Consider the following 22,922-nt stretch of genomic DNA (forward strand, 5'->3'; position numbering starts at 1 on the left):
GTGCGCTATCCACGTGGTGGCAGTCAGGAGTCATGTTGGTGCGGTCATCGAAACCGCCGCCCCATGTTCGCTGAGATTTGTTTCGCTGAGCCACACTGCATGTATAGCCAGCAAGGCACTTAGGGCAGCCTTTCTCCCGGTGAAAACCGCACGGATGTCAGTATGGGCAGGTTAAGCAGGGTACGGCGTACTGACGCCGGAGTAACTAAGCATTGGGGTGAACTTCCGTGACCACGCAGACGCTCATCAGATTGGTGCTGGGCATGGGCATGACCACGGTCGTGGCCGCGTTGGCACTGAAGCGCGTGTGGTGGCTGTACAAGCTGGTCATGTCAGGCCAGCAGGCAAGTGGCCGCACCGACAACTTGGGTGCTCGCATCTGGGCCCAGATCGCCGAGGTGCTCGGGCAGCGCAAGCTGCTGCAGTGGTCGCTGCCGGGGCTGGCGCACTTCTTCACCATGTGGGGCTTCTTCATCCTGCTCACGGTGTACATCGAGGCCTACGGGGTGCTATTCCAGCCCAACTTCCACCTGCCGATCATCGGGCGCTGGGACGCCCTTGGCGCACTACAAGACTTCTTCGCTCTGGCCGTGCTGACGGGCATCGTCACGTTCGCCATCATCCGAATGCGCAGCGAGCCGAAAGAATATGGTCGCCAGTCCCGCTTCTACGGCTCACACACCGGCGGTGCTTGGCTGATCCTGTTCATGATCTTCAACGTCATCTGGACGTATGCCATCTTCCGCGGGGCGTCGGTCAACGCCCTAGGCGACGAATTTCCTTACGGCAAGGGCGCATTCTTCTCCCACGCCATGGGTTCACTGCTGCATCCGTTGGGCCAGAACACCAACGAAGTAGTCGAGACCGTCGCGCTGCTGCTGCACATCGGCGTCATGCTGGCCTTCCTGCTGATCGTGCTGCATTCCAAGCACCTTCATATCTTCCTGGCGCCGATCAATGTCGTGTTCAAACGCTTGCCGGACGGGCTCGGCCCGCTGCTGCCGGTCGAATCCCACGGCAAGCCGATCGACTTCGAAAACCCGCCCGACGACGCCGAATTCGGCCGCGGCAAGGTCGAAGATTTCACCTGGAAGGCCATGCTCGACTTCGCCACGTGCACCGAGTGTGGGCGTTGCCAGTCCCAATGTCCCGCCTGGAACACCGGAAAACCCCTGTCTCCCAAGCTCGTCATCATGGACCTGCGCGACCATTGGATGGCCAAAGCACCCTACATCCTGGGCGACAAGAGCGCCGAGGCGCTCGAGGGTCTCGACCTCGAGACCGTCAAGGATGAGGGACACCATGTGCCGGAATCCGGCTTCGGCCGGGTACCGGGACACGGGCCTGAGCAGGCGACCCGGCCTCTGGTCGGCACCGCCGAACAGGGTGGCGTCATCGATCCCGATGTGCTGTGGTCCTGCGTCACCTGCGGTGCCTGCGTCGAGCAGTGCCCAGTGGACATCGAACACGTCGACCACATCGTCGATATGCGCCGCTACCAAGTGATGATGGAGTCTGAGTTTCCCTCCGAGCTGTCCGTGCTGTTCAAGAACCTCGAGAACAAGGGCAACCCGTGGGGGCAGAATGCCTCCGACCGGACCAACTGGATCGACGAGGTCGACTTCGACGTCCCGGTCTATGGCGAGGATGTCGACAGCTTCGACGGTTACGAATACTTGTTCTGGGTGGGATGCGCCGGCGCCTACGACGACAAGGCGAAGAAGACCACCAAGGCGGTCGCCGAATTGCTTGCCGTCGCCGGGGTGAAGTACCTGGTGCTGGGTACCGGAGAAACGTGCAACGGCGACTCCGCGCGCCGGTCCGGCAACGAGTTCCTGTTCCAGCAATTGGCCCAGCAGGCCGTTGAGACCCTGGACGGCCTGTTCGAGGGTGTGGAGACCGTCGATCGCAAGATCGTCGTCACCTGCCCGCACTGCTTCAACACCATCGGCAAGGAATACCGGCAGCTGGGTGCCAACTACACCGTGTTGCACCACACTCAGCTGCTCAACCGGTTGGTGAGGGACAGGAAGCTGGTCCCGGTTACCTCGGTCTCGCAGGACATCACGTATCACGATCCGTGCTATCTGGGCCGGCACAACAAGGTGTACGAGGCGCCGCGTGAGCTGATTGGCGCCGCGGGAGCCAACCTCACCGAAATGCCTCGCCACGCCGAGCGCAGTTTCTGCTGCGGCGCCGGCGGTGCCCGGATGTGGATGGAAGAGCACATCGGCAAACGCATCAACCACGAACGGGTCGACGAGGCGCTGGCCACGGGGGCCGAGACTGTTGCCGTCGCGTGCCCGTTCTGCCGAGTGATGGTTACCGACGGTGTCAATGACCGGCAGGAGGAGGCCGGCAGCGACCGGCCTGTTCCTGAGGTGCTCGATGTGGCCCAGGTGCTGCTCGGGTCTTTGGACCATGACAAGTCGCTGCTGCCGCCGAAGGGCACCGCGGCAAAAGAAGCCGAAAAACGGGCGGCCAAGGCGGAACAAGCCAAGCCGAAGGCCGCCGCACCGAGTGCCCCCGCCGAGGAAATCGAAAAAGCGGCCGAAGAGCCGGCGGCCGCACAACCCGAGAAGGCTACTAAGGCCGTTACCGGTCTGGGTATCGCCGGCGGTGCCAAGCGCCCGGGTGCCAAGAAAGCGGGCGCGCAGCCCCCGAAGGCCCCGGAAGCAGCCCCGGAGGCCAAGGCTCCCGCTGCGCCGGCAAAGGGTCTAGGCCTGGCCGCCGGCGCCAAGCGACCCGGCGCCAAGAAGGCGGCAGCGCCCCAAGCCGCTGCGGCTGAAGCGCCTGCCGCTGAAGCCGCTGAAGCGCCGGCCGCTCCCGCTAAGGGTCTGGGTATCGCTGCCGGCGCCAAGCGTCCGGGAGCAAAGAAGAGCCCCGCGCAAACCCAAGCTCCGACAGAGGCGGCACCCGCAGCACCCGCAAAGCCCGAACCCGAGCCGGAACCGGAGCAGCCGTCGCAAACGGACGGGGAACCGGCTGCCCCGGCCCCGCCCGCACCGCCCGTTAAGGGGCTCGGCATCGCACGCGGGGCCCGTCCGCCAGGCAAGCGCTGATCACGGTTTGACACGAGTCAGCAAATTTCAGTGGACAGCGATGGCACCATTGTTGGCGTGACTACTCACCAGCTGCCCGTGCACGCCTCCGCCCAGCACCGGCAGCGAGCCTTCGCGCAGTCGTCCAAACTGCAGGACGTCCTGTACGAAATCCGCGGCCCGGTGCACCAACATGCCGCGCGGCTAGAAGCCGAAGGGCACCGCATCCTCAAGCTCAATATCGGAAACCCCGCGCCGTTCGGCTTCGAGGCACCCGACGTGATCATGCGCGACATCATCCAGGCGCTGCCGTACGCGCAGGGGTACTCCGATTCGAAGGGCATCCTCCCGGCTCGGCGTGCTGTGGTCACCCGCTACGAACTCGTCGACGGCTTCCCACGCTTCGATGTCGACGACGTCTATCTGGGCAACGGGGTCTCCGAGCTCATCACGATGACGCTGCAGGCGTTGTTGGACAACGGCGATCAGGTGTTGATCCCCTCGCCGGACTACCCGCTGTGGACCGCGTCCACCTCCCTGGCAGGTGGCACACCGGTGCACTACCTGTGTGACGAGACCGAGGGTTGGCAGCCCGACATCGCCGACTTGGAATCGAAGATCACCGAGCGCACCAAGGCGCTGGTCGTGATCAACCCGAATAATCCGACGGGCGCGGTCTACACTCGCGAAATCCTCACCCAGATAGCGCATTTGGCGCGCAAGCACCAACTCCTGCTACTTGCCGACGAAATCTACGACAAAATCCTTTACGACGACGCCAAGCACATCAGCATGGCCTCGGTTGCGCCCGACCTGCTATGCCTGACGTTCAACGGCCTGTCCAAGGCCTACCGGGTCGCGGGGTACCGTGCCGGCTGGCTGGCAATTACCGGACCCAAGGAACACGCGAGCAGCTTCATCGAGGGCATTAGCCTGCTGGCCAATATGCGGTTGTGCCCAAATGTCCCGGCGCAGCATGCAATTCAGGTAGCCCTCGGCGGTCATCAGAGCATTGAGGATCTGGTGCTTCCGGGCGGTCGGCTGCTCGAGCAGCGCGATGTCGCCTGGGCCAAACTCAATGAGATTCCAGGAGTTTCGTGCGTCAAACCGGAGGGCGCGCTGTATGTGTTTCCCCGGCTGGATCCCGAGGTCTACGACATCGCCGACGACGAGCAACTGGTCCTCGACCTGCTGCTGTCGGAGAAGATTTTGGTCACTCAAGGAACCGGATTCAACTGGCCGACACCGGATCATCTGCGCATCGTGACGCTGCCGTGGTCCCGTGATCTCGTCGCAGCGATCGAACGGCTCGGCAACTTCTTGACGAGTTACCGGCAGTAACGGCAGCATCCGCGCCGCGGGGCCGGCGATAGCGGTGACATTCTCGGCAAAACACCCGCGATGTCGTGCCGTGGAATGCGACGATGCATTCCTGCAGAGTGGTCGATGTGATCTGACTGGGAGGTCGCAAATGTCGTTTGTGATCGCGATGCCGGAGGTGCTCTCCACCGCAGCCTCGGATTGGCCGGTATGGGGTCGGCGCTTCATGCGGCAAACGCCGCCGCGGCGGCCCCGACGACGGCGGTGCTGGCCGCCGGCGCCGACGACGTGCGGCGGCCATCGCGGCAATGCGGCGGCGCCGCCACTGGAGGAACGGTCGGCGGCAAGGGCGGCCAAGGCGGCGACGCGGTGCTGATCGGTAACGGCGGTAACGGCGGTAACGGCGGGACCGGCCCGAACACCGGCATGGCCGGCATCGGCGGCACGGGCGGTCTGCTGCTCGGCCAGGACGGGATAAAAGGGTTGCCGTAGATCACCCCACCGAAATCAGCCATGACCCTGCACGCACGATCGAGCGACCGAGCGACATCCTGACCAGTCGGAACTGGCGGGACCGGCGGCGCGCTGGGCGGGACCGGCAAGACCGCGGGCGTCCCGTCGGGCAACGGGGAAGACGGCGGCATCGGCGGGACCGCGGACCCCAGCGAGATGGATTGATCGGCCGTCGCTACCGTCGCCAGCGAAAAATACGAAATACATGAATGTCGCCAGATAATATGAAGCTCGCAAACCCCAGCTGACGATGCTTTTTCTGGTGATTGTTGGAGGTGTCGGATGTCGCATTTAGTTGTGGCCCCGGAAGCCCTCTCAGCGGCGGCATCGGATCTGGCCAGAATCGAGTCGACACTCAGCGCGGCCAACGCGGCCGCGGTAGCCCAGACGACGTCGCTGCTGGCGGCGGGCGCCGATGAAGTGTCGGCGGCCATCGCGGCGGTATTTTCCGCGCAGGGCCAGGGGTATCAGGCGCTCAGCACGCAGGCGGCAGCGTTTCACGCAGCATTTGAGCAGGCATTGGCCGCGGGTGCGGGCTCGTATGCCAGCGCCGAGGCCGCCGCTGCCACGCCTCTGCAGGAGTTGCTTAACGTGATCAATGCGCCCTTCCTGACGCTGACCGGGCGCCCGCTGGTCGGCGCACCGCGTCGCCGCCTTGGCCGCCCTTGCCGCCGGGCCCACCGACACCGTTTAGGAAGGCTTTGCCTTCCTAAACGGTGTCGGTGGGCCCGGCGGTAGGGGTGGCGACGCCGTGCTGATCGGCAACGGCGGTAATGGCGGCAACGGCGGCAGAGGCGTACTGATCAACGGAATCGGCGGTGGCGGCGGCATCGGTGGTCTGCTGCTCGGTTTGGACGGGATGACAGGGTCGCGGTAGCAGCGAAATCAGCTGCGTTCCAACAACTCCAGCAAGTAGCCACCGTATCCGGACTTGACCAGGGTGCGAGCGCGCTGCGCCAACTGCTCGTCGTCGATCCAGCCACGCCGCCAGGCGACTTCTTCGGGAACGCTCACTTTCAGGCCCTGCCTCAGTTCGAGCGTGCGGACGAAGTCGCTGGCGTCCAGTAGCGAGTCGAAGGTGCCGGTGTCCAGCCAAGCCGTCCCACGGGCCATCACCTCGACCGCCAACCGGCCCCGGTTGAGATAGATCTGGTTGACCTCGGTAATCTCGTACTCGCCGCGCGCCGATTTCCTTAGGCCCTTGGCGATCTCGATCACGTCGTTGTCGTAGAAGTACAAGCCTGGTACCGCGTAGTTGGACTTCGGCGTCTCGGGCTTCTCCTCCAGCGACAGCGCCATGCCATCAGAACCGAATTCAACGACGCCGTAGGCTGATGGGTTCGCCACCCAATAGGCGAAAATAGCTCCGCCGCTGATGGTTTGGAAGCGGCTCAGGCTGGTACCCAATCCGGGGCCGTAGAAGATGTTGTCTCCCAACACCAAAGCCACCGAGTCGTTGCCAATGTGGTTGGCGCCGAGAACGAATGCTTGCGCCAGACCGTCGGGTCTATCCTGCGTCACGTAACTGATGTCGATGCCGAATTGTGCGCCGTCGCGCAGAAGTCGCTGGAAGCCGGCCGCGTCGTGGGGCGTGGTAATTACCAAAATGTCGCGGATGCCCGCCATCATCAGGGTGGACAACGGGTAGTAAACCATCGGTTTGTCGTACACCGGCAGCAACTGCTTGCTGATGCCAATGGTGATCGGATGCAGGCGCGTGCCCGAGCCCCCGGCCAAGATGATCCCGCGCATAAATGGCTCCTAACGCCTCAGTCGACCTCAATCGACACAGTCGTCCTCGGTGAGATCGGTGGCCGCCAACGCCGAAGCCAAGTCTTGATGACGAAATACCGAGGTGACGCGATCACGGACCACCCGGAACGCCGTCGCGCCGGTGACGTCGCCGGGTCGGTCCGGGTTGCTGATTTCCTGTTCGACGACCACTACCCCGTCGTGCACGTACATCCGGCCAAGCTCACCCGTCGCGGTGAGGGTCGCAGCCCACCGACGTAGCGCCTGGTGGCCCTGGGCGGCTCCGTGCGCGTCGCCGATATCGATGTCGTCACTGGACAGAGCGACCAAGGTGTCGAGGTCGGAGTCGTTGAGAGCGTCATGCCAAGCCAGAACGGTGGCGATCTCCGATGTGGTCATGGTGTGCAAGTTTAAAGAGGCGTGCGATCCAGCCATTTTTGCCATACCGAGTCGTCGCCGAACAGCTCAATGCCGGTGTCGGCGATCGAGACTCTGCGCACCAGCGCCAACAGCAACTCGGTGGCACCGCCACGCAGCGCCACAGTGCCCTTGCCGTGCTCGTGCGACCAAGCGATCCGGCCCTGGTGCGCAACGGCCGTCCATTCGCCAGTGTCACCCAACCCGGGATCCGTGGCGTGTACATGGATGGTTTCGTTGCCATCGAGCGGCAGCGCCACGCCGCCGCTTCCCGCTTGAATCGCAATGCGCTCAAGCCATTCGGTGATTCCGTCGGCCGCTACGTCGGCAGCGAGAGAGAATTCGCGGCCAAGCGCGATCGCGACATCAGCCCGGTGTACCGCCGTCTCGTGCAACCGGCGACGAATCCACCAATTCGCTGGGCGATTCCCCAGAAACGTCCACACCGGCGTTTCCCCGCCTGCCTGCTCGACGGCGTCGACCAGGAGCTGGGCGCCTCCCAGCAACCACGAGATCATGCCGTCGCGCCCCGGTGGGGGTTTGCCATCCTCGACGCTGCGAGGATCCTGGAAGTGGTCGAGTTTGTCGCGAACGATCTGCGCCGCCCAGCGGTCGCCACGACCGACGTGGCGGATCAGTTGGCTGAGGCTCCAGCCCGGGCAGGTGGGCACCGGCTGGGACTCGTCGGCGTTGCCAATCAGATCCGAAAAGGCGCGGTTCTGCTCGAGGAAGGCCGACGCGTAGTCCACCCGGGTCACGCTACTCGCCTCGGCAGTGGTTTTCTCATTGCAGTGTCGGCCGTACGTGCCTTATGAAATCGTGAACATTCCACCATAGCCCTGCTGTGATGATCCCCGTCGATTTGCGATCGAGCGTGCGAGCGAAGACATACAGCCCGGCTGTGTCCGTGACCGAACAACACCACGTCTTCGCACATAACGAATACGCCTTCCCGGGCGACAGATTTGCGGTATGACAGTGCAGCAGCCGCAGTTACTGGCGTTGTCAACGCTACCGATATATCGGCCAGGCCTCCAAGTATGCGTTAATCGCGCGTTCAATCGACAATCCATACTCACTGGGAGCCCAGTCCGGCCCGAACGTCTTTACCAACGCGTCGGAAAGTACATCCACAACGGCGTCGCTCCGGTCATTGGTCGGCTTCTGTGAGCCGCGAAGCTCCACCAAAAGAGCTGGATTGTGATGCGTCAATTCTTTCACGATAATAGCGCGAGGTTCGGATGGAATAGCGTCGAGAACATTACTCATGGTTTTCCCCATCCATTCCGACTGTTCGCCCAGGCAGTTACCATTTGGCCGTCCTTATTCAAAGACCACGGGTGCGTGTTTGCCAAAATGTCCCCGCTCCGTGCTCTGGTATCAGCGCCTATAGTGCAATAGTTCTGGTATTCCTTGGCCTCGGCGCGTTCGTCAGCATCTGGCCAGCAGCTATTGCCACATGGCTGTTCGGTCGTCGAGTTAATGCCTACTTTGAACGGTACCAAATAATTGATAGTGATGATCGGCTAGATGATGAAGACGACGAGGCAACAGCATGAATTATTTGCAGTATTTACTATAGAATTCATTGTTAGTAGGTTCGCCATCTCCATCCTCGCAGGAAGGATGCCCGGGCCGATACACCGCCGCAGTGACGGCAGTCGCCGGGCATCTCTTAACTCTTCATTAGGTTACCGATATATCGGCCAGGCCAGAAGGTAAGCACCGATTGCGTTATCGATTATTTTTCCATACTCATTCGGAATATGGCCCGGCCCAAAATTGGCACTCAGTGCATGGTAGAGCACATCCACAACGGCGTCGCTCTGCTCGCTGGTCGGCGTCTGCGTGTCGCGAAGTTCGGCGAGGAGGGCGGGGTTACGACGCGTCAGTTCTTCCACAATAACGGTACGAAACTCTGGTGAAATGGCATCAAAAACATCACTCACGGATTTCTCCATCCATTACGACTGTTCGCCCAGGCGGTTACCACCTGTCCGTCCTTATTCAAGGCGACTGTTGCGTCTTTGCCAACGTATTTGTAAGTCCCACCGTACTGGTCCGGCTCAAATTTCGGCGGTCCGATCGGATTCGCAACAGCATCCTGCAATGCTCTGTCGTTGACGCCGTGACCGTCGCGGCCGTTAACTTGCTCCGCTCCATGACTGGTAAATCCGGAGATTCGCGTAGGCGGCGGAAATGGCGGTGTGTCCGTTGTCTCAGGTGGTCCATGCGCAGGTGACAGCGCAGGCTCTACCTGCACGCCCAACGACCGCAGTCTGGCTTCGAGCGCAGCCTTTCTCGCATTGAGCACCCCGGAATCAGCAACGCAAGCGTCAAAGGCTGCCCGCTCTTGCGGCAACACGAAAGGGCGGCGTAGGCATCGGTCGCTATACCGAGCCATATCGCGCTTAAGGTCCTCGTAGGCTTTCAGCGCCTGCGCTGCTGACATATTTGCTGGCTCCAGCGGTGGTTCGGGCGGCGCTGGTTCCCTTCTCCACGTGTGGTTGTCGACAGCGTGGATCGCACCCTTGCGGTTTTCCATGATGGCGCTACCAGACGTGGCAACACCGCTGCTGCGCGGGACAGGCTGGCCGAACTCGGAGACGGGTTGGCGCCAATGCGCTGGAGCCATGCCCGCCATCTGCACAGCGCCGGTGTTCAGCTGTGCGGCGATGCGCTGGTTTTCGGCGTGCAATAGCGCCGCGTGGTGGGCAATGTAATTGCGGTGGCCCATCGCAGCGGCCTGGCGAGCCGCTCGTTCGTCCGCCGATCCCCGGACGTAGTTGTCGGTGACCGACAGATCCTCTCCCACACTGAAATCGTCGGCCTCAGCCTCAGCGATGGCCGCCAACGCTGCCTCTCGGGCTCCCTAGCAGAGTGTCGCCGCCGCGTTCGGCGACCTCGGCGATGGTGTGTGCGTGCGTGACGGCCTGTACGACCGCCAGCCGGTCAGCGTACGCGGCGTTGAAGTACGACACCGCGGTCTGCCCCGTCCATTCGGCGCCGTTGGGGCTGTTGACCTGATCGACGTAGACATCGGCGGCCTGTTGCAGCCGCTCTGCCTGGCCACGCCATTGAGCAGCCAAACTACTCAGCGTGGCCGCGGTCTGATCGAACGCCTCGATACGCGAGCGCGTCAGCCCCCCGACGCCGGCCACAGCCGCCATGGGCTATGCCTTCGACGCAATGGATGCCAGCGCCGCCCTGTTAGCGTCCTCCATCGCGGTGAACGCGCCGGCCGCTCCGACCAGCGCAGCCGACGCCACCGACAGGCGGTACGAAAACTGATCACAGTATCCACCGAACGCACTGCCAAAGCCGGCCGCGGCCACACCCGCCGTCTCCGTCGACGTCTCACCACTCCCCGCTGACGACGCTAGCTGTGCATGTCCCGCGACAACCCCCGACGCAGCCCGCAACGCAGCCGGAACTACATCCAGGTTCTTGCTGTTCATGCGGCCTCCTCACCAGCAGCGTACTGAGCAAAGACCCTACCGGCTCGGCAACCACACGCTGCTGAGGCAACCGAGGCGAACGATCCCAGGGACGCGCCGTGCATCTGATTTGGCAACTGGGTTGGCAACAACACCGCAGCCGCCGGGCGGGCGGAACCACAATTAAGCTCTGCTTTCAGCAACGGGTGTGTACGGCATCGCGGCGCGCGGATCCGGTTTGCTCAGAGCCGAAGCGAACGCCTCATGCCATGCGCGGCACGACTGCACCGCTACGCCGGGTCGATGGCCAACCGGTAGCCGCGCTTGACGACGGTCTGCACGGCGTGCGGCGCCCTGAGTGCCGATCGCAGTCTGGTCATCGCGGTATCGACCGCGTGCGTGTCACCCCCACCCCCGGGCAACAGTGCGAGGAGTTCGTCGCGCGACACCACCCGGCCAGGGTTGTCCATCAACCGCCGCAACAGAGCCATCGCAGCCGGTGGCATGGCGCGGATGGCGCCGTCGACCGCCACCGTTGCGCTGCGCACGCTGATGTCATGCCCTCCCGCCGTGCACTGGCGGGCGCGGCGCGGGACCTCGTCGGTGATCAGCCGGGCGAGCGCGCCCAGCCGGTAGCGGTCGGGGTGCACTGCCGGGATTCCCAGTCGACGCAGCGGCGCGGACGTGACCGGACCCACGCAAATCGCCGCAACATGATTAGTCAGCGCGGCAATCAGCTCGGTCACACATCCAAGCGTCTTGGCGCGCTGCAACATTGACGCAACCGCCGGGGCGCTGGTGAAGCTCACTGCGTCGACTCGGCCTTGAACGGTCATCGCGATCAGCTGATCCATCGGTTTGCTGTCCGCGGGCGCCTCCCACCGATATACCGGCACCTTGATGACTTGTGCGCCCGCCAAACTCAGCGGATCGCAAATGTCGCCGTTGGGCTCCCATTCCGAGGCCGCACCATGCAGCTGCACCGCGATCCGCAGGCCGGCTGCCCCGTCGGCGAGCAGCCGATCCAGTACCTCCTGCGACGCCTCCGATTCCGGACTCCACTCCTCGCACAGCCCGGCCTGGCGAATGGCGCCACATGCCTTGGGTCCCCGAGCGAGGATGCGCGCCGACGCGAGTGAGGCGACCAGTTCGTCGGCCACATTCCAGCCGTGCGCAGCCTCGATCCAGCCGCGAAAACCGATGCCGGTGGTCACGATCACCACATCGGGCGCGTTCTCGACGAGTAGTGTTGTGACGCGCCGCAATTCGATGTCATCGATGAGCGGCATGATGCGGATGGCCGGGGCGTGGATCACGGTAGCGCCGCGGCGCTCCAGCAGGGTGATCAGTTCTTCGGATCGGCGTGCCGCCGTCACACCAATGGTGAATCCTGCTAGGGGTTCACTTGCAGGCGATTTCAACGATTCCATCGGTCACCCGCACGTCGTAGACCGTTAGCGAGCGCGACTGGTCATCCAGGCACCGTCCATCACGCACAGAGAAGACCTGTTTCAGCAGCGGCGAGGCGACGGTGGGTTCGCCGTGGCGGTCGCCGGTGATTCCGCGCGACATCACCGCCGCCCCGCAGAACGGATCGATGTTGCCGACCGCGGCCAATGTCTGGTCGGTGAGCAAGAAGAGCGCCACCTGTTCGTCGCCCGGAAGCAATACGCACACCCCACGTCCCGGGAGCAATGAGTCCAGCCGGCATGCCCTTGTCCAGACGCGAGCATCCGTTGCGATACTGGGCCGTTCAACGAGTACGGTCATGGCTTGCTCCTCACGTCTAAGCGGGTGCGACGGCTTGCGCGACCGCTGCGGTGGTCCGGGCCGGCGCCCTACTCGGCGTGCGCACGTACGCGAACCAGGTGATCACCGCGCACAACACGTAGAAGCCGAGGAAGACCCAGAACGCCATCGTGGCCGACTTCGCTGGCGACAGGTACGACGCCCGCAGCACCACGTTGATGCCGACGCCACCGAGCGCGCCGATAGCACCGGCGATGCCAATCAGCGCACCGGACATCCGACGCGACCAGTCGGCCTTCTCGGCCTGGCTAAGACCTTCCATGCTCTGCGCCTTCGCGTCGAATATCGACGGGATCATCTTGTAAACGGACCCATTTCCGATGCCCGTCAAGATGAACAGCACGACGAAGCCGGCGACGTAGGCAGCCAGAATGCCGCCCGATGGGCCGCCATGCCGGTCGTCGCCGACACCACCACAGACCACGAGCCAGCCAGCCGCGGCGATCATCGCTGCGAACGTGTACAGCGTGACCCTGCTGCCGCCGATGCGGTCGGATAGCCAGCCGCCGACCGGCCGCGTGATCGAGCCCAGCAGCGGTCCGATGAACGCGATCTGCGCGGCGTGCAGTGCCGCCTGTGCCGTCATCGCCGGGGTCACCTGCGCGCCGTGACTGAGGTTGGCCACGAAGCTAATCTGAAGCACCTGGCCGAACGCGAACGAAAAGCCGATGAACGATCCGAACGTGCCGATGTACAGCAACGCGATCAGCCACGAGTCGCGGTAGCCCATCACGTCGATCATTGACCGGCCATTGGTGCGCTGGTTGGTCAGATTGTCCATGAACAGCGCTGCGCCAACCGCGGCGATCGACAGGAGTACCAGATACACCGCGCAGATCCAATGCGGGGAGCGGTTACCCGCCGTAGCGATAACCAGTAGCCCGACGATCTGGATCGTTGCGACGCCGATGTTTCCGCCACCGGCGTTGAGACCCAGCGCCCAACCCTTGAGCCGCTGCGGATAGAACGCATTGATGTTGGTCATCGACGACGCAAAGTTGCCCCCGCCGAACCCGGCGATCGCAGCCACGATCATGAACGTTGTGTAGGACGTGCCGGGATGGGCCATGAAATAGAGCGTTAACACCGCTGGAACCAACAACACCAGCGCGGCGAACACTGTCCAGTTGCGCCCGCCGAATCTCGCGGTCGCAAACGTGTAGGGCAGCCGCAGCACCGATCCGACCAGGGTCGGCATCGCGACGAGGAAGAATTTTCCCGCGACATCGATGTGGTAGACGTTCTGCGGCATGAACAGAACCATCACCGACCAGATTGACCAGACCGAGAACCCGACGTGCTCAGCGAAGATGGACCAAATCAGGTTGCGGCGCGCGATCTTTGCGCCGCCGTTGTTCCAGGCGTCGATGTCTTCGGCGTCCCAGTCATCGATGGTGTGTTGGCGCGTCTGTAACGGCATGCGACCACCGTACGAAAGTGTTGTTGCGGCAACGCTGCCCGCGATGACCTGCTTGCTACAAGTTGCTCACATACCGGTCGATGCCGACGGTGAGGTAACCACGGCGTTACACCCAGCGGCTACGCGCCGGTGGCGCTTCGGGCGCTACCCATGCCTTTGCATACCGGTTGCTGGACGCTTTCTGCGGGTCGCGGCTGCGGTAGACGAGGTCCGGGCGTACCAGGTATCCGATCGGCGCGCTGAACATATGCACCAACCGTGTGTATGGCCAAATACCGAGCAGTACAAGGACGATCAGCGCGTGCACCTGAAAGGTCCACGGCGCATCGGCCATCAGGTCTACCGACGGGTGCAGTGAAAACAGGCTGCGGAACCACGGCGATACCGTCTCGCGATAGTTGTAGCTGGCGAACACGTTGGTCAGCGTGTTGAGCATCCCGGTCACCAGCGCACCCGCCAGCAGCAGGTACATCAACTTGTCGCTTCGGGTCGTCGCCTTACGCACCGCCGGAACCGTAATGCGCCGGTAAAGCAGGATTCCCAGTCCCGCAACGACTGCGAATCCCGCAAGGGAGCCCATTGTGACCGCCATCAGGTGGTACACCCACTCGGGGATGCCGGCCGCTGATGTCCAGGATTCCGGGATCATCAGACCAACGACGTGCCCGCCGAACACGCCGAGCAGGCCAAAGTGGAACAGCGGACTGCCTAGTCGCAGCAGCCGGCGCTCATAGATTTGCGAAGAGCGCGTGGTCCAGCCGAACTGATCGGTGCGGTAGCGCCAGATATGGCCCAGCACAAACGATGTGAACGCGACATACGGCGCGATCATCCAGAGCAACCCGTTCATCGGCGGCCTTCTACCATGAGCGGATCCATTGCAAATGGTTCCAGTCCGACGTCCTCGTCCGGGGGACCCTGTGCCGCCAACTCGGCGATCCGACGTCGGTCGGCCGTGCTAATCGGCGGCAGCGTCGCCAGGACGGCGGCCAGAATGCCAGCGTAGCTAGAACCGCTATCCCGCAACGACAATCGGAGCAATTCCAGAACCGGGACATGTTCCGCGAGCAACCGTTCGCCCTGCAGGGTGTCAACCGTCGCAGCGAACTCGAGCACCAGCGGCAGGTAATCGGGCAATTCTTCGTCACCCACCTGCATCCCAGCTTGCCGGTAGGCGTGCTTGAAGCGGAGCAACGCCATGCCACGCTTGCGGGTATCGCCATAGGCATAGTAGGTCAGGTGCAAGCTGGCGCGCCGACGCATATCGAACGTCTCGACATACTGCTCGGCCAACCGCATAGGATCGCCCGGGGCAAACTCATGCAGGAGGAAGTCGAGTATTGGCGTACCCACCGCATCGGGCAATTCGCTTGCAGCAGCAGTCAATTGATCCAGCATTGCCAGCGTCTGCGGGCTGGGGTAATCCAGTAGCAGCGCGGCGACGCGCCACACCAGCCGTGCGTCACGCTCGGAGAGCGCGACGCTTCGTTCGGGCCGCCGCTGCAGCATGAGCATCTTCATTTTGTTGGCACCAGCCCATCGGTACTCTTGCCATCCCAATTGAGCAGGTTGACCGTACGCGGCCTGGTGCCATTGCCATTGCCGTTGCCGTTCGTGAGGTGGAACTTGTCGGCCATGGCGTCGAACGCCGTCATTCCCGGACCACCGTCACCGTCGAGGCTGCACCCGGTGGCCAGCGCGTCGAGGCGGTGCGCGTCTGAACCTGCGCCGCTGGGGATCACGTAACGGTCGGCGTATTTGGCGATCGCCAGCAGCCGGTACATCGATTCAATTTCTTCGCCTGTCAGCCGTACCGATGCCGGGATCGTGTCGTCGAATTCCTCGCCCAGGTTCGCGGCCCGCATGTACGAGCGCATCGCCGCAAGCCGTTGCAACGCAAGGCGAACCGGGCCGACATCGCCCGCGGTGAACAGCTCGGCCAGGTACTCGATCGGGACGCGCAGCGCGTCGATGGCGCCGAACAAGTTGTTCTTGTTCTCGCCGTCGTGACCGGTCTTGGCGAGGATGTCGACGACCGGCGACAGTGGCGGTATGTACCAGACCATTGGCATGGTGCGGTACTCCGGGTGCAGCGGAAGCGCCAGTTGGTAGTCGACAATGAGCCGGTACACCGGCGAATTCTGCGCTGCCTCAATCCATTCCCCCGAGATGCCGGCGCGCTCCGCCTCCGCGACCACCCGCGGGTCGTGCGGGTTGAGGAAGACGCCGAGCTGGGCCGGATACAGGTTCTTCTCGTCCTGCACCGACGCCGCGGCCGCAACCGCATCGGCGTCGTAGAGCAGTACTCCGATGTAGCGCAGCCGGCCGACGCACGTCTCCGAGCACACTGTCGGAATGCCCACTTCGACGCGCGGGTAACAGAACGTGCACTTCTCAGCCTTGCCGGTCTTGTGGTTGAAGTAGATCTTCTTGTAGGGACAGCCGGTGACGCACTGCCGCCAACCGCGGCACCGGTCCTGGTCGACTAGCACGATGCCGTCCTCGCTGCGCTTGTAGATCGCGCCCGACGGGCACGATGCAGCGCACGCGGGGTTGAGGCAGTGTTCGCAAATCCGGGGCAGGTAGAACATGAAGGTCTGCTCGAATTCGAGCTTTACCTCGTCTGATACCTTGGCCAGCAGCGGATCCCGGCCAATTTGCTCGGGGCCGCCGCCGAGGTCGTCATCCCAGTTCGCACCCCAGGTCACCTTGGTGTCCTGGCCGGTGATCAGCGACTTGGGGCGCGCCACCGGGGTGGTGTCCATCGCCGGCGCAGACAGCAGGTTCTCGTAGTCATAGGTCCACGGGTCGTAATAGTCCGACACCGTGGGTAGATCCGGGTTGGCGAAGATATTGAGCAGCCTGCGCAGCTTGGATCCCGACTTGAGCGTCAGCTTCCCGCGCTTGTTGAGCGTCCACCCGCCCTTCCACTTTTCCTGGTCTTGGTACCCCCGCGGATATCCTTGTCCAGGACGGGTTTCCACGTTGTTGAACCAGGCGTATTCCATGCCGCCACGGTTGGTCCAGGCCTGCTTGCAGGTGACGCTGCAGGTGTGGCAGCCAATGCATTTGTCGAGGTTCATCACCATCGCGAGCTGAGCCATGACTTTCATGTCAGTACTCCACTTCTTGCGAACGCCGCCTGATCGTGGTGACTTCGTCGCGCTGGTTTCCGGTGGGCCCGTGGTAATTCAGGGCGAAGGATTGCTGGGCGTAGCCCCCGATCAGGTGTGACGGCTTGATCATGATCCGGGTCAGCGCGTTATGGATGCCGCCGCGCTTGCCGGTCTTCTCGGTACGCGGAACGTCCACCGCTTTGTCCTGCGCGTGATACATGAAGACCAAGCCTTCGGGCATCCGGTGGCTGACGATCGCACGCGCATTCACCACACCGTTGCGGTTCGTGCATTCGATCCAGTCGTTGTCCTTGACGCCGATCTTCGCCGCATCGACGTCTGACATCCAAATCGCCTGCCCACCACGGGAAAGCGTGAGCATGTACAGGTTGTCCTGGTATGCGGAGTGGATGGACCACTTGGAGTGGGGCGTCAGGTACCGCACCGTGACGGAATCGCCGGCCCTGTTACCCACAACGGGTTCGTCGAACAGCGCCGTCATGTCCAGTGGCGGACGGAAGATCGGCAACTGCTCCCCAAGCTCGTTCATCCAGTCGTGATCGAGATAGAAGTGCTGGCGACCCGTCAGGGGGGGCCAGGGCTTGAGCCGCTCGGTGTTGATCGTGAACGGCGAGTAGCGACGGCCGCCGGTCTCCGAACCGGACCACTCCGGCGACGTGTTCACCGGCACCGGCCGAGACTGTGTGTCGGCGAACGTGATTCGCCGTCCCTCATTCTCCTTCGCGAGATCAGCCAGCTCAGTGCCGGTGCGGCGTTGCAGCGCCTCAAACCCCTCGACCGCGAGGCGCCCGTTCGTCGTCCCGGACAGAGCGAGAATGGCCTCGGCGGCGTGGGTGTCCTTGGCCAGCGACGGCCGCCCGACGGCCATGCCGCTGACCACCGCACCGTTGACGCCCCGCAGGTACTCCACCTCGGCGTCGGGATGCGTCGTCACGCCCTTGGTGGTGAGGCCGACGGTTTCCACCATCGGTCCCAGTGCCGCCATCTTTTCACCGACCGCGGGATAGTCCCGCTCAACGACGACCAGACGTGGCATCGTCTTGCCGGGAATCGGTTCGCACTCACCTGCTTTCCAGTCCAGCACCCGTCCGCCGGGTTGCGCGGTGGCGTCGGCGCTGTCATGCTGCAGCGGCACCGCGACGATGTCGTTGCGCTTCCCCAGGTGCTTTTCGGCGAGCCAGGAGAATCCGCGCGCGATCCGGTGGAACGCCTCGAAGTCGGTCTTGGTCTCCCATGGTGGTGAGATCGCCGGCGAGAACGCATGCACGAACGGGTGCATGTCGGTGCTGGACAGATCGTGCTTTTCGTACCAGGTGGCGGCGGGCAGCACGATGTCGGAAAACAATGTGGTGCTGGTGTTTCGGAAGTCCAGCGACAACAACAGATCCAACTTTCCGACGGGAGCCTCGTCGCGCCAGCGGACCTCCTGGGGACGCACCGCGTCTTCATCGCGCGCGGCGACATTCGAATCGGTGCCCAGCAGATGTTTGAGGAAGTATTCGTTGCCCTTCGCCGACGAGCCCAGCAGGTTCGACCGCCAGACGGTCAGGCAGCGCGGGAAGTTGTCCGGCGCATCAGGATCCTCGCACGCAAACGACAGATGGCCGGACTTCAACCCATCCACGACGTGTGCCGACGCATCCTTGCCCAGGCGCGCCGCCTCATCGGCCAGATCCAACGGATTGCGGTTGAACGTGGGATAACTCGGCATCCAGCCCAGCCGGCTCGCCAGCGCGATATTGTCGGCCGCCGTTCGGCCGGCGAACCGGCCCTCGGCCAGCGGGGAAGCCATAGCCTCCGACGTGAACCGGTCGTAGCGCCACTGGTCGGTCGACAGGTACCAGAACACCGTGCCCTGCATCTGCCGCGGCGGGCGCTGCCAATCCAACGCGAAGGCCAGCGTCGACCAGCCCGTGACCGGCCGGCACTTTTCCTGACCGACGTAATGCGCCCAGCCGCCGCCGTTGACGCCTTGACAGCCGGTCAGCATCACCAGCGTGAGGAACGAGCGGTAGATCTGGTCGGAGTGAAACCAGTGGTTGGTTCCCGCGCCCATCAGGATCATTGACCGGCCGCGCGAACGTTCGGCGTTGTCGGCGAATTCCCGTGCGATCCGTTCCACCGCCTGGGCGGGCACGCCGGTGATCGGCTCCTGCCACGCTGGGGTGTACGGCTGTGTCGCGTCGTCATAGCACGTCGGCCAATCTCCGGGCAGGCCGTCGCGGTGCACGCCGTATTGGGCGAGCAGCAGATCGAAGACGGTTGTGACCCGTTGTCCGGCAACAATTCTCGTCGGTACTCCGCGCGTCAGCACGCCGGGCCGGTCGCCGTCGAATCGCGGCAGTTTCACCGCCGTCACGTCGCTGTCTGTGCCGTGCAGCGTCAGTAACGGGTCGACACCATTCAGGTCGAGGTTCCAGTGGCCCTCGCCGGAAGCCGTGAACCGGTGTCCCAGCGAGCCGTTCGGCACCACCGGATTGCCCTGCCCGTCGAGCAGCACCGTCTTGGACAAGGCACCTTCGCCGGTATCGCCGAGATCGGCTGCGGTGAGGAACTTTCCGGGCAGCCAGTCATCGCCGCGCTGGTCCAGTGTTACCAGGAACGGCAGATCCGTGTACTTCTTCACATAGTCGGTGAAGTACGGGGTGGTCCGGTCGACGAAGAACTCCTTGAGGATGACGTGCCCCATCGACATCGCCAGTGCGGCGTCGGTGCCAGGGCGCGCCGGCAGCCACTCGTCGGCGAACTTCGTGTTGTCGGCGTAGTCGGGCGAGACCACGATCACCTTCTGGCCGCGATAGCGCGCCTCGGTCATGTAATGCGCATCGGGCGTCCGGGTAACCGGAACGTTGGAGCCCCACATGATCAGGTATCCGGCGTCGAACCAGTCGGCGGACTCGGGCACGTCGGTCTGGTCGCCGAACACCTGCGGCGAGGCCACCGGAAGGTCGGCATACCAGTCGTAGAACGACAGCATCGACCCGCCGAGCAGCGAAATGAACCGGGCCCCAACGGCATGGCTGACCATCGACATTGCCGGGATAGGCGAGAATCCGGCCACCCGATCGGGGCCGTACCGCTTGATGGTGTGCACGTGCGCCGCCGCCGCGATTTCGGCGGCCTCCCACCACTCGGCACGAACGAACCCGCCCTTGCCGCGCGCCGCCTTGTAACGGCGGGACTTCACCGGATCGTCGACGATGTCGGCCCAAGCCAGCACGGGGTCGTTCAATCGCTGTTTGGCCTCGCGGTAGTACTCGAGCAGGACGCCGCGCACGTACGGATAGCGCACTCGCGCAGGCGAATACGTATACCAGGAGAACGACGCGCCGCGCGGGCAGCCGCGTGGCTCGTACTCGGGCTTGTCGGCGCCGACCGACGGGTAGTCGGTCTGCTGGGACTCCCAGGTGATGACGCCGTCCTTGACATAGATCTTCCATGAGCATGATCCGGTGCAGTTGACGCCGTGTGTCGAGCGCACCACCTTGTCGTGCGCCCAGCGGTCACGGTAAAAGTCGTCCGCCGAGCGGCCACCGATCTTGTGCAGCGCGCGGTAATCCGGGGAGATCTCGCCGCGATGAAAATACTTGCCGAATCGGAGCAAGGCGTCAGCAGCGGTCTGCTGATTGTGCGTCAGATCGACCACGGCGCCTCCTCTCGATCAACGACTATCGCGGCCATTCATCCGAAGGGTAAGGGACGTTTTTGGCTGGTCAAAAGTTCGCACGGAGCCGCGCGGGCGCTTGTGCGATTGCCTTAACACCGCGGTCATATTGCTGTGTGAGGAGCGCGTCACACTATTGCCGTCGGCCCCGAAAAACCGCTGATAGAGGAAGTGATCGCCAGAACACGGCGGCGACCAACCGCGCGAGCGTCACAATGCCGAATTAAATATTTTCCTTTTCGTTAACACATGTATTTTGGGTCCAAGTAGCACTGCACCGGGAACCACCGGGATACCCGAAGCTACCGATAGCGAGGTTGCCGGAAAGCGGTGGCGTTGCGGACCTGGGCCGCCGCATTGCTTAACGAAATTGTGTTTTCCACAAGGGGATTGGTGGAAGCCATGAGGTCGCTAGGACGAGCCGATGACCGCCGCGGCGACCGCGGCGGCAACCACCAGCGATTCGTGGACCCCATTGTCGATGCCCTTCTCAAAGTCGTCGCCATCGACCGCCATCGTGTTGGTGATATGCGCCAGACAGACGACGTCTCGGCCTGCGGTGGAGGCATAGGCGTAGAGTGCCGCAGCTTCCATTTCGACGCATGCGATCCCGCGTCGCTGAGCTTCTTTGATGGCCATCGCGGTTTCACGGTAGGGCGCATCGGTGGTCCACGAGCTTCCCGCGACTATCCGGATGCCATTGACGTCGAATGCATTTCGGAGTTTCTCCTGGAGTCCCGGAGCCAGATAGCTCCATTCACTGGGCGCAACATAGTGAGCGCTGGTTCCTTCGTCACGCAGGGCCCGTTCGATGAGCACGAAATACGGTGGTGTCTCGCCGCCACTAATCCGCCCCGCGGACGTGATGCTGATAACCAACGCCGCGTTCGAGGCGGCGAGTTGCTCGGCCACCAGCACCGCGAACGGCGCACCGACGGCCATTCCGACAACTCCGAGTTCGCGGTCGTTGACGTGGGTGACCCACATGTCGGTGTGGTAGCAAGCCCAGCCCGCGTGGCGGTGTCCCGTCCCGGTTCGCGCCAGGTGGCGGACGATGTCGCCGTCGGGATCCAGGACACACACCGCCGGAACGGACTCCTCCGGTAGCGACTTTTGGCGGCGTGCCTCGCGCAGCAGATTCTCGGCGCGAAACACCGAAGGCGCATCGAAGTCTTTTGGTGCAATCAGTGGATAACTGCCTTGGTCGTCGATGATTAGCTCCGATACGTCAAGTGTTCCAGCGATCCAGCCAAGCTCGTTCCTGCGCGACCTTCTCCTCGTGGAACTCCCGCGACGGCGGGTACAACGTCACCGAGGGTGCCGGGCTGCTGAGGAAATTACCGGCGCCCTTCGCGGCCTGGCGGTCGCCGGTCTCGACGTAGCAGGCACCCTCTCCGGTGAACAACCGCTCGGGCACGTCGTACCCGAGATAACGAGCGACGCCGTGGGCGACAACTCCAGCCTGGGCCTCGGCGAACACTGCCGCCTTGGGCAGTGGTTTGCCATTCGCCAGGGTCAGCACGGTCGCGTCACCGATAGCCCACACGCTGTCGACCGTAGTGGACAGGGTGTGCGGGTCCACCGGAATCCACCCGACCTCGCCCAGGCCCGTCGACCGAGCCGCAGCCGACGGCACATGCGGCGGAACCACCGCGAGCAGGTCGAACGGTTCGGAGGTGCCGTCGTCGAAGTGCAGCGTCGTTTCGGCGGAATCGATCCGAGTGATGGCCTTGCGGGCATGGAATCCGATACCCCGATCCTTGAGCATCGCAACCAATGCCTCGCCGACCTGGGGTCCCGCGACGGGCATCGGCAACGGGTCGGGTGTAAAGGTGTCGATCAGTACGGTTCCATCTGCGAAGCGGTCGCCGAGTTGGGCAGCGATAAGGAACGCCGCCTCGAACGGTGCAGCGGGGCATTTGAACGGCACACCCGCGACGAGCACAGCGATCCGGCCGCGTTCCAGCGCCTCGGCCTTTGCACGCAGCTCGGCAGCACCGTCGAGTGTGTAGAACTGGCCCGCAACGCCGGCGTCGAGCGCGTCCGCCAAGCCTGGAACACTCCCGGCGTTCAGCGTCGCGCCCAACGCGATCACCAACGCGTCGTAGCCAATGACGCCGTGATCGGTGTGCACCCCCTGGCCCGGGATGTCGATGCGGTCGACGGTCGCGGTGACCAAGTCGACACCGGGCAGCGACGCTGCAGTGGCCCGGACACGGACTTCCTCAGGCCGACGCCAGCCGCGCAGCACCCACAGCAGCGACAAGCCCAGCGTCCCGTCGAAGCTGTTGTCCACCAATACGATCCGATCCCCGGGCGGTAATAGCTGGCGCAGAGTGTCGGCCGTGGCGAGACCGCCGACACCGGCGCCGAGGATGACGATTGTTTTGCTCATGGCCTGCTGCCTTCTGC

At 63.5% G+C, this 22,922-nt stretch carries 21 protein-coding genes and 1 pseudogene; 5 read left to right on the forward strand and 17 right to left on the reverse strand.

All coding sequences use genetic code 11. The features are described 5' to 3' along the window. The first annotated feature begins 227 nt into the window (after window positions 1-227). The 5 genes and pseudogenes from MSIMFI_RS03575 (at window position 228) to MSIMFI_RS28865 (ending at window position 5,751) form a co-directional block, all read left to right on the forward strand. Complete coding sequence (locus tag MSIMFI_RS03575; protein ID WP_191496160.1) at window positions 228-3,062, forward strand: (Fe-S)-binding protein; 2,835 nt, start codon at window positions 228-230, stop codon at window positions 3,060-3,062. A gap of 30 nt (window positions 3,063-3,092) precedes the next feature. Next, window positions 3,093-4,382 (forward strand): pyridoxal phosphate-dependent aminotransferase, encoded by a 1,290-nt coding sequence (locus tag MSIMFI_RS03580; RefSeq protein WP_191496161.1) that lies wholly within the window; start codon window positions 3,093-3,095, stop codon window positions 4,380-4,382. A 189-nt stretch (window positions 4,383-4,571) separates the two neighbouring features. After that, window positions 4,572-4,853: a PE domain-containing protein gene (locus MSIMFI_RS29185; protein WP_191496162.1), complete on the forward strand. Its 282-nt coding sequence runs from the start codon at window positions 4,572-4,574 to the stop codon at window positions 4,851-4,853. A gap of 303 nt (window positions 4,854-5,156) precedes the next feature. After that, window positions 5,157-5,513 (forward strand): annotated as a pseudogene (locus MSIMFI_RS29190) (PE family protein); the annotation flags it as partial. A 112-nt stretch (window positions 5,514-5,625) separates the two neighbouring features. Then, window positions 5,626-5,751 (forward strand): hypothetical protein, encoded by a 126-nt coding sequence (locus MSIMFI_RS28865; RefSeq protein ID WP_263597327.1) that lies wholly within the window; start codon window positions 5,626-5,628, stop codon window positions 5,749-5,751. Window positions 5,752-5,759: 8 nt separating this feature from the next. On the opposite strand, the gene rfbA is transcribed toward MSIMFI_RS28865, so the two are convergent. The 17 genes from rfbA to MSIMFI_RS03675 form a co-directional block, all read right to left on the reverse strand. After that, entirely contained in the window at window positions 5,760-6,626 is an 867-nt protein-coding gene (gene rfbA / locus MSIMFI_RS03595) for a glucose-1-phosphate thymidylyltransferase RfbA (RefSeq protein ID WP_186241349.1), read from the reverse strand. 27 nt (window positions 6,627-6,653) lie between these two features. Continuing rightward, window positions 6,654-7,025 carry a nuclear transport factor 2 family protein gene (locus MSIMFI_RS03600; protein WP_186241348.1) on the reverse strand — a complete coding sequence of 124 codons (372 nt, stop codon included), beginning with the start codon at window positions 7,023-7,025 and terminating at the stop codon, window positions 6,654-6,656. 11 nt (window positions 7,026-7,036) lie between these two features. After that, the gene (locus tag MSIMFI_RS03605) at window positions 7,037-7,792 is read right to left on the reverse strand and encodes a maleylpyruvate isomerase family mycothiol-dependent enzyme (protein ID WP_191496164.1); all 756 of its coding nucleotides are present in this window, start codon (window positions 7,790-7,792) and stop codon (window positions 7,037-7,039) included. A gap of 262 nt (window positions 7,793-8,054) precedes the next feature. Next, the gene (locus tag MSIMFI_RS03610) at window positions 8,055-8,324 is read right to left on the reverse strand and encodes a hypothetical protein (protein WP_224770055.1); all 270 of its coding nucleotides are present in this window, start codon (window positions 8,322-8,324) and stop codon (window positions 8,055-8,057) included. A gap of 410 nt (window positions 8,325-8,734) precedes the next feature. Further along, the gene (locus MSIMFI_RS03615; protein WP_191496165.1) at window positions 8,735-9,004 is read right to left on the reverse strand and encodes a hypothetical protein; all 270 of its coding nucleotides are present in this window, start codon (window positions 9,002-9,004) and stop codon (window positions 8,735-8,737) included. Continuing rightward, a complete protein-coding gene (locus MSIMFI_RS03620) occupies window positions 8,989-9,858 on the reverse strand; it encodes a hypothetical protein (protein ID WP_191496166.1) in 870 nt (289 codons plus the stop codon). The genes MSIMFI_RS03615 and MSIMFI_RS03620 overlap by 16 nt, the downstream gene beginning before the upstream one ends. Before the next feature lie 22 nt (window positions 9,859-9,880). Further along, window positions 9,881-10,213, reverse strand: a complete 333-nt coding sequence (locus MSIMFI_RS03625) for a hypothetical protein (RefSeq protein WP_191496167.1) — start codon at window positions 10,211-10,213, stop codon at window positions 9,881-9,883. A 3-nt stretch (window positions 10,214-10,216) separates the two neighbouring features. Beyond that, entirely contained in the window at window positions 10,217-10,501 is a 285-nt protein-coding gene (locus tag MSIMFI_RS03630; RefSeq protein WP_191496168.1) for a hypothetical protein, read from the reverse strand. A gap of 269 nt (window positions 10,502-10,770) precedes the next feature. Next, complete coding sequence (locus MSIMFI_RS03635; protein ID WP_191496169.1) at window positions 10,771-11,910, reverse strand: uroporphyrinogen-III synthase; 1,140 nt, start codon at window positions 11,908-11,910, stop codon at window positions 10,771-10,773. After that, window positions 11,882-12,250 (reverse strand): nitrite reductase small subunit NirD, encoded by a 369-nt coding sequence (gene nirD / locus MSIMFI_RS03640; protein WP_191496170.1) that lies wholly within the window; start codon window positions 12,248-12,250, stop codon window positions 11,882-11,884. The genes MSIMFI_RS03635 and nirD overlap by 29 nt, the downstream gene beginning before the upstream one ends. A gap of 16 nt (window positions 12,251-12,266) precedes the next feature. After that, a complete protein-coding gene (locus tag MSIMFI_RS03645) occupies window positions 12,267-13,709 on the reverse strand; it encodes a nitrate/nitrite transporter (protein ID WP_191496171.1) in 1,443 nt (480 codons plus the stop codon). A gap of 106 nt (window positions 13,710-13,815) precedes the next feature. Next, window positions 13,816-14,559: a respiratory nitrate reductase subunit gamma gene (narI, locus tag MSIMFI_RS03650; RefSeq protein WP_191496172.1), complete on the reverse strand. Its 744-nt coding sequence runs from the start codon at window positions 14,557-14,559 to the stop codon at window positions 13,816-13,818. Next, window positions 14,556-15,230 (reverse strand): nitrate reductase molybdenum cofactor assembly chaperone, encoded by a 675-nt coding sequence (gene narJ / locus MSIMFI_RS03655; RefSeq protein ID WP_191496173.1) that lies wholly within the window; start codon window positions 15,228-15,230, stop codon window positions 14,556-14,558. The genes narI and narJ overlap by 4 nt, the downstream gene beginning before the upstream one ends. Beyond that, the gene (narH, locus tag MSIMFI_RS03660) at window positions 15,227-16,822 is read right to left on the reverse strand and encodes a nitrate reductase subunit beta (protein ID WP_224770057.1); all 1,596 of its coding nucleotides are present in this window, start codon (window positions 16,820-16,822) and stop codon (window positions 15,227-15,229) included. The genes narJ and narH overlap by 4 nt, the downstream gene beginning before the upstream one ends. Before the next feature lies 1 nt (window position 16,823). Continuing rightward, window positions 16,824-20,492, reverse strand: coding sequence for a nitrate reductase subunit alpha (locus tag MSIMFI_RS03665; RefSeq protein WP_191496174.1), 3,669 nt, complete (start codon window positions 20,490-20,492; stop codon window positions 16,824-16,826). 429 nt (window positions 20,493-20,921) lie between these two features. Then, on the reverse strand, window positions 20,922-21,665 hold the full coding sequence (locus tag MSIMFI_RS03670; RefSeq protein ID WP_224770058.1) for a nucleoside phosphorylase: 744 nt from the start codon (window positions 21,663-21,665) through the stop codon (window positions 20,922-20,924). Window positions 21,666-21,738: 73 nt separating this feature from the next. After that, the gene (locus MSIMFI_RS03675) at window positions 21,739-22,905 is read right to left on the reverse strand and encodes an NAD(P)/FAD-dependent oxidoreductase (protein WP_191496175.1); all 1,167 of its coding nucleotides are present in this window, start codon (window positions 22,903-22,905) and stop codon (window positions 21,739-21,741) included. Window positions 22,906-22,922: the final 17 nt, after the last annotated feature.

The sequence above is a fragment of the Mycobacterium simulans genome (assembly GCF_900232995.1).
Classification (GTDB): Bacteria; Actinomycetota; Actinomycetes; order Mycobacteriales; family Mycobacteriaceae; genus Mycobacterium; species Mycobacterium simulans.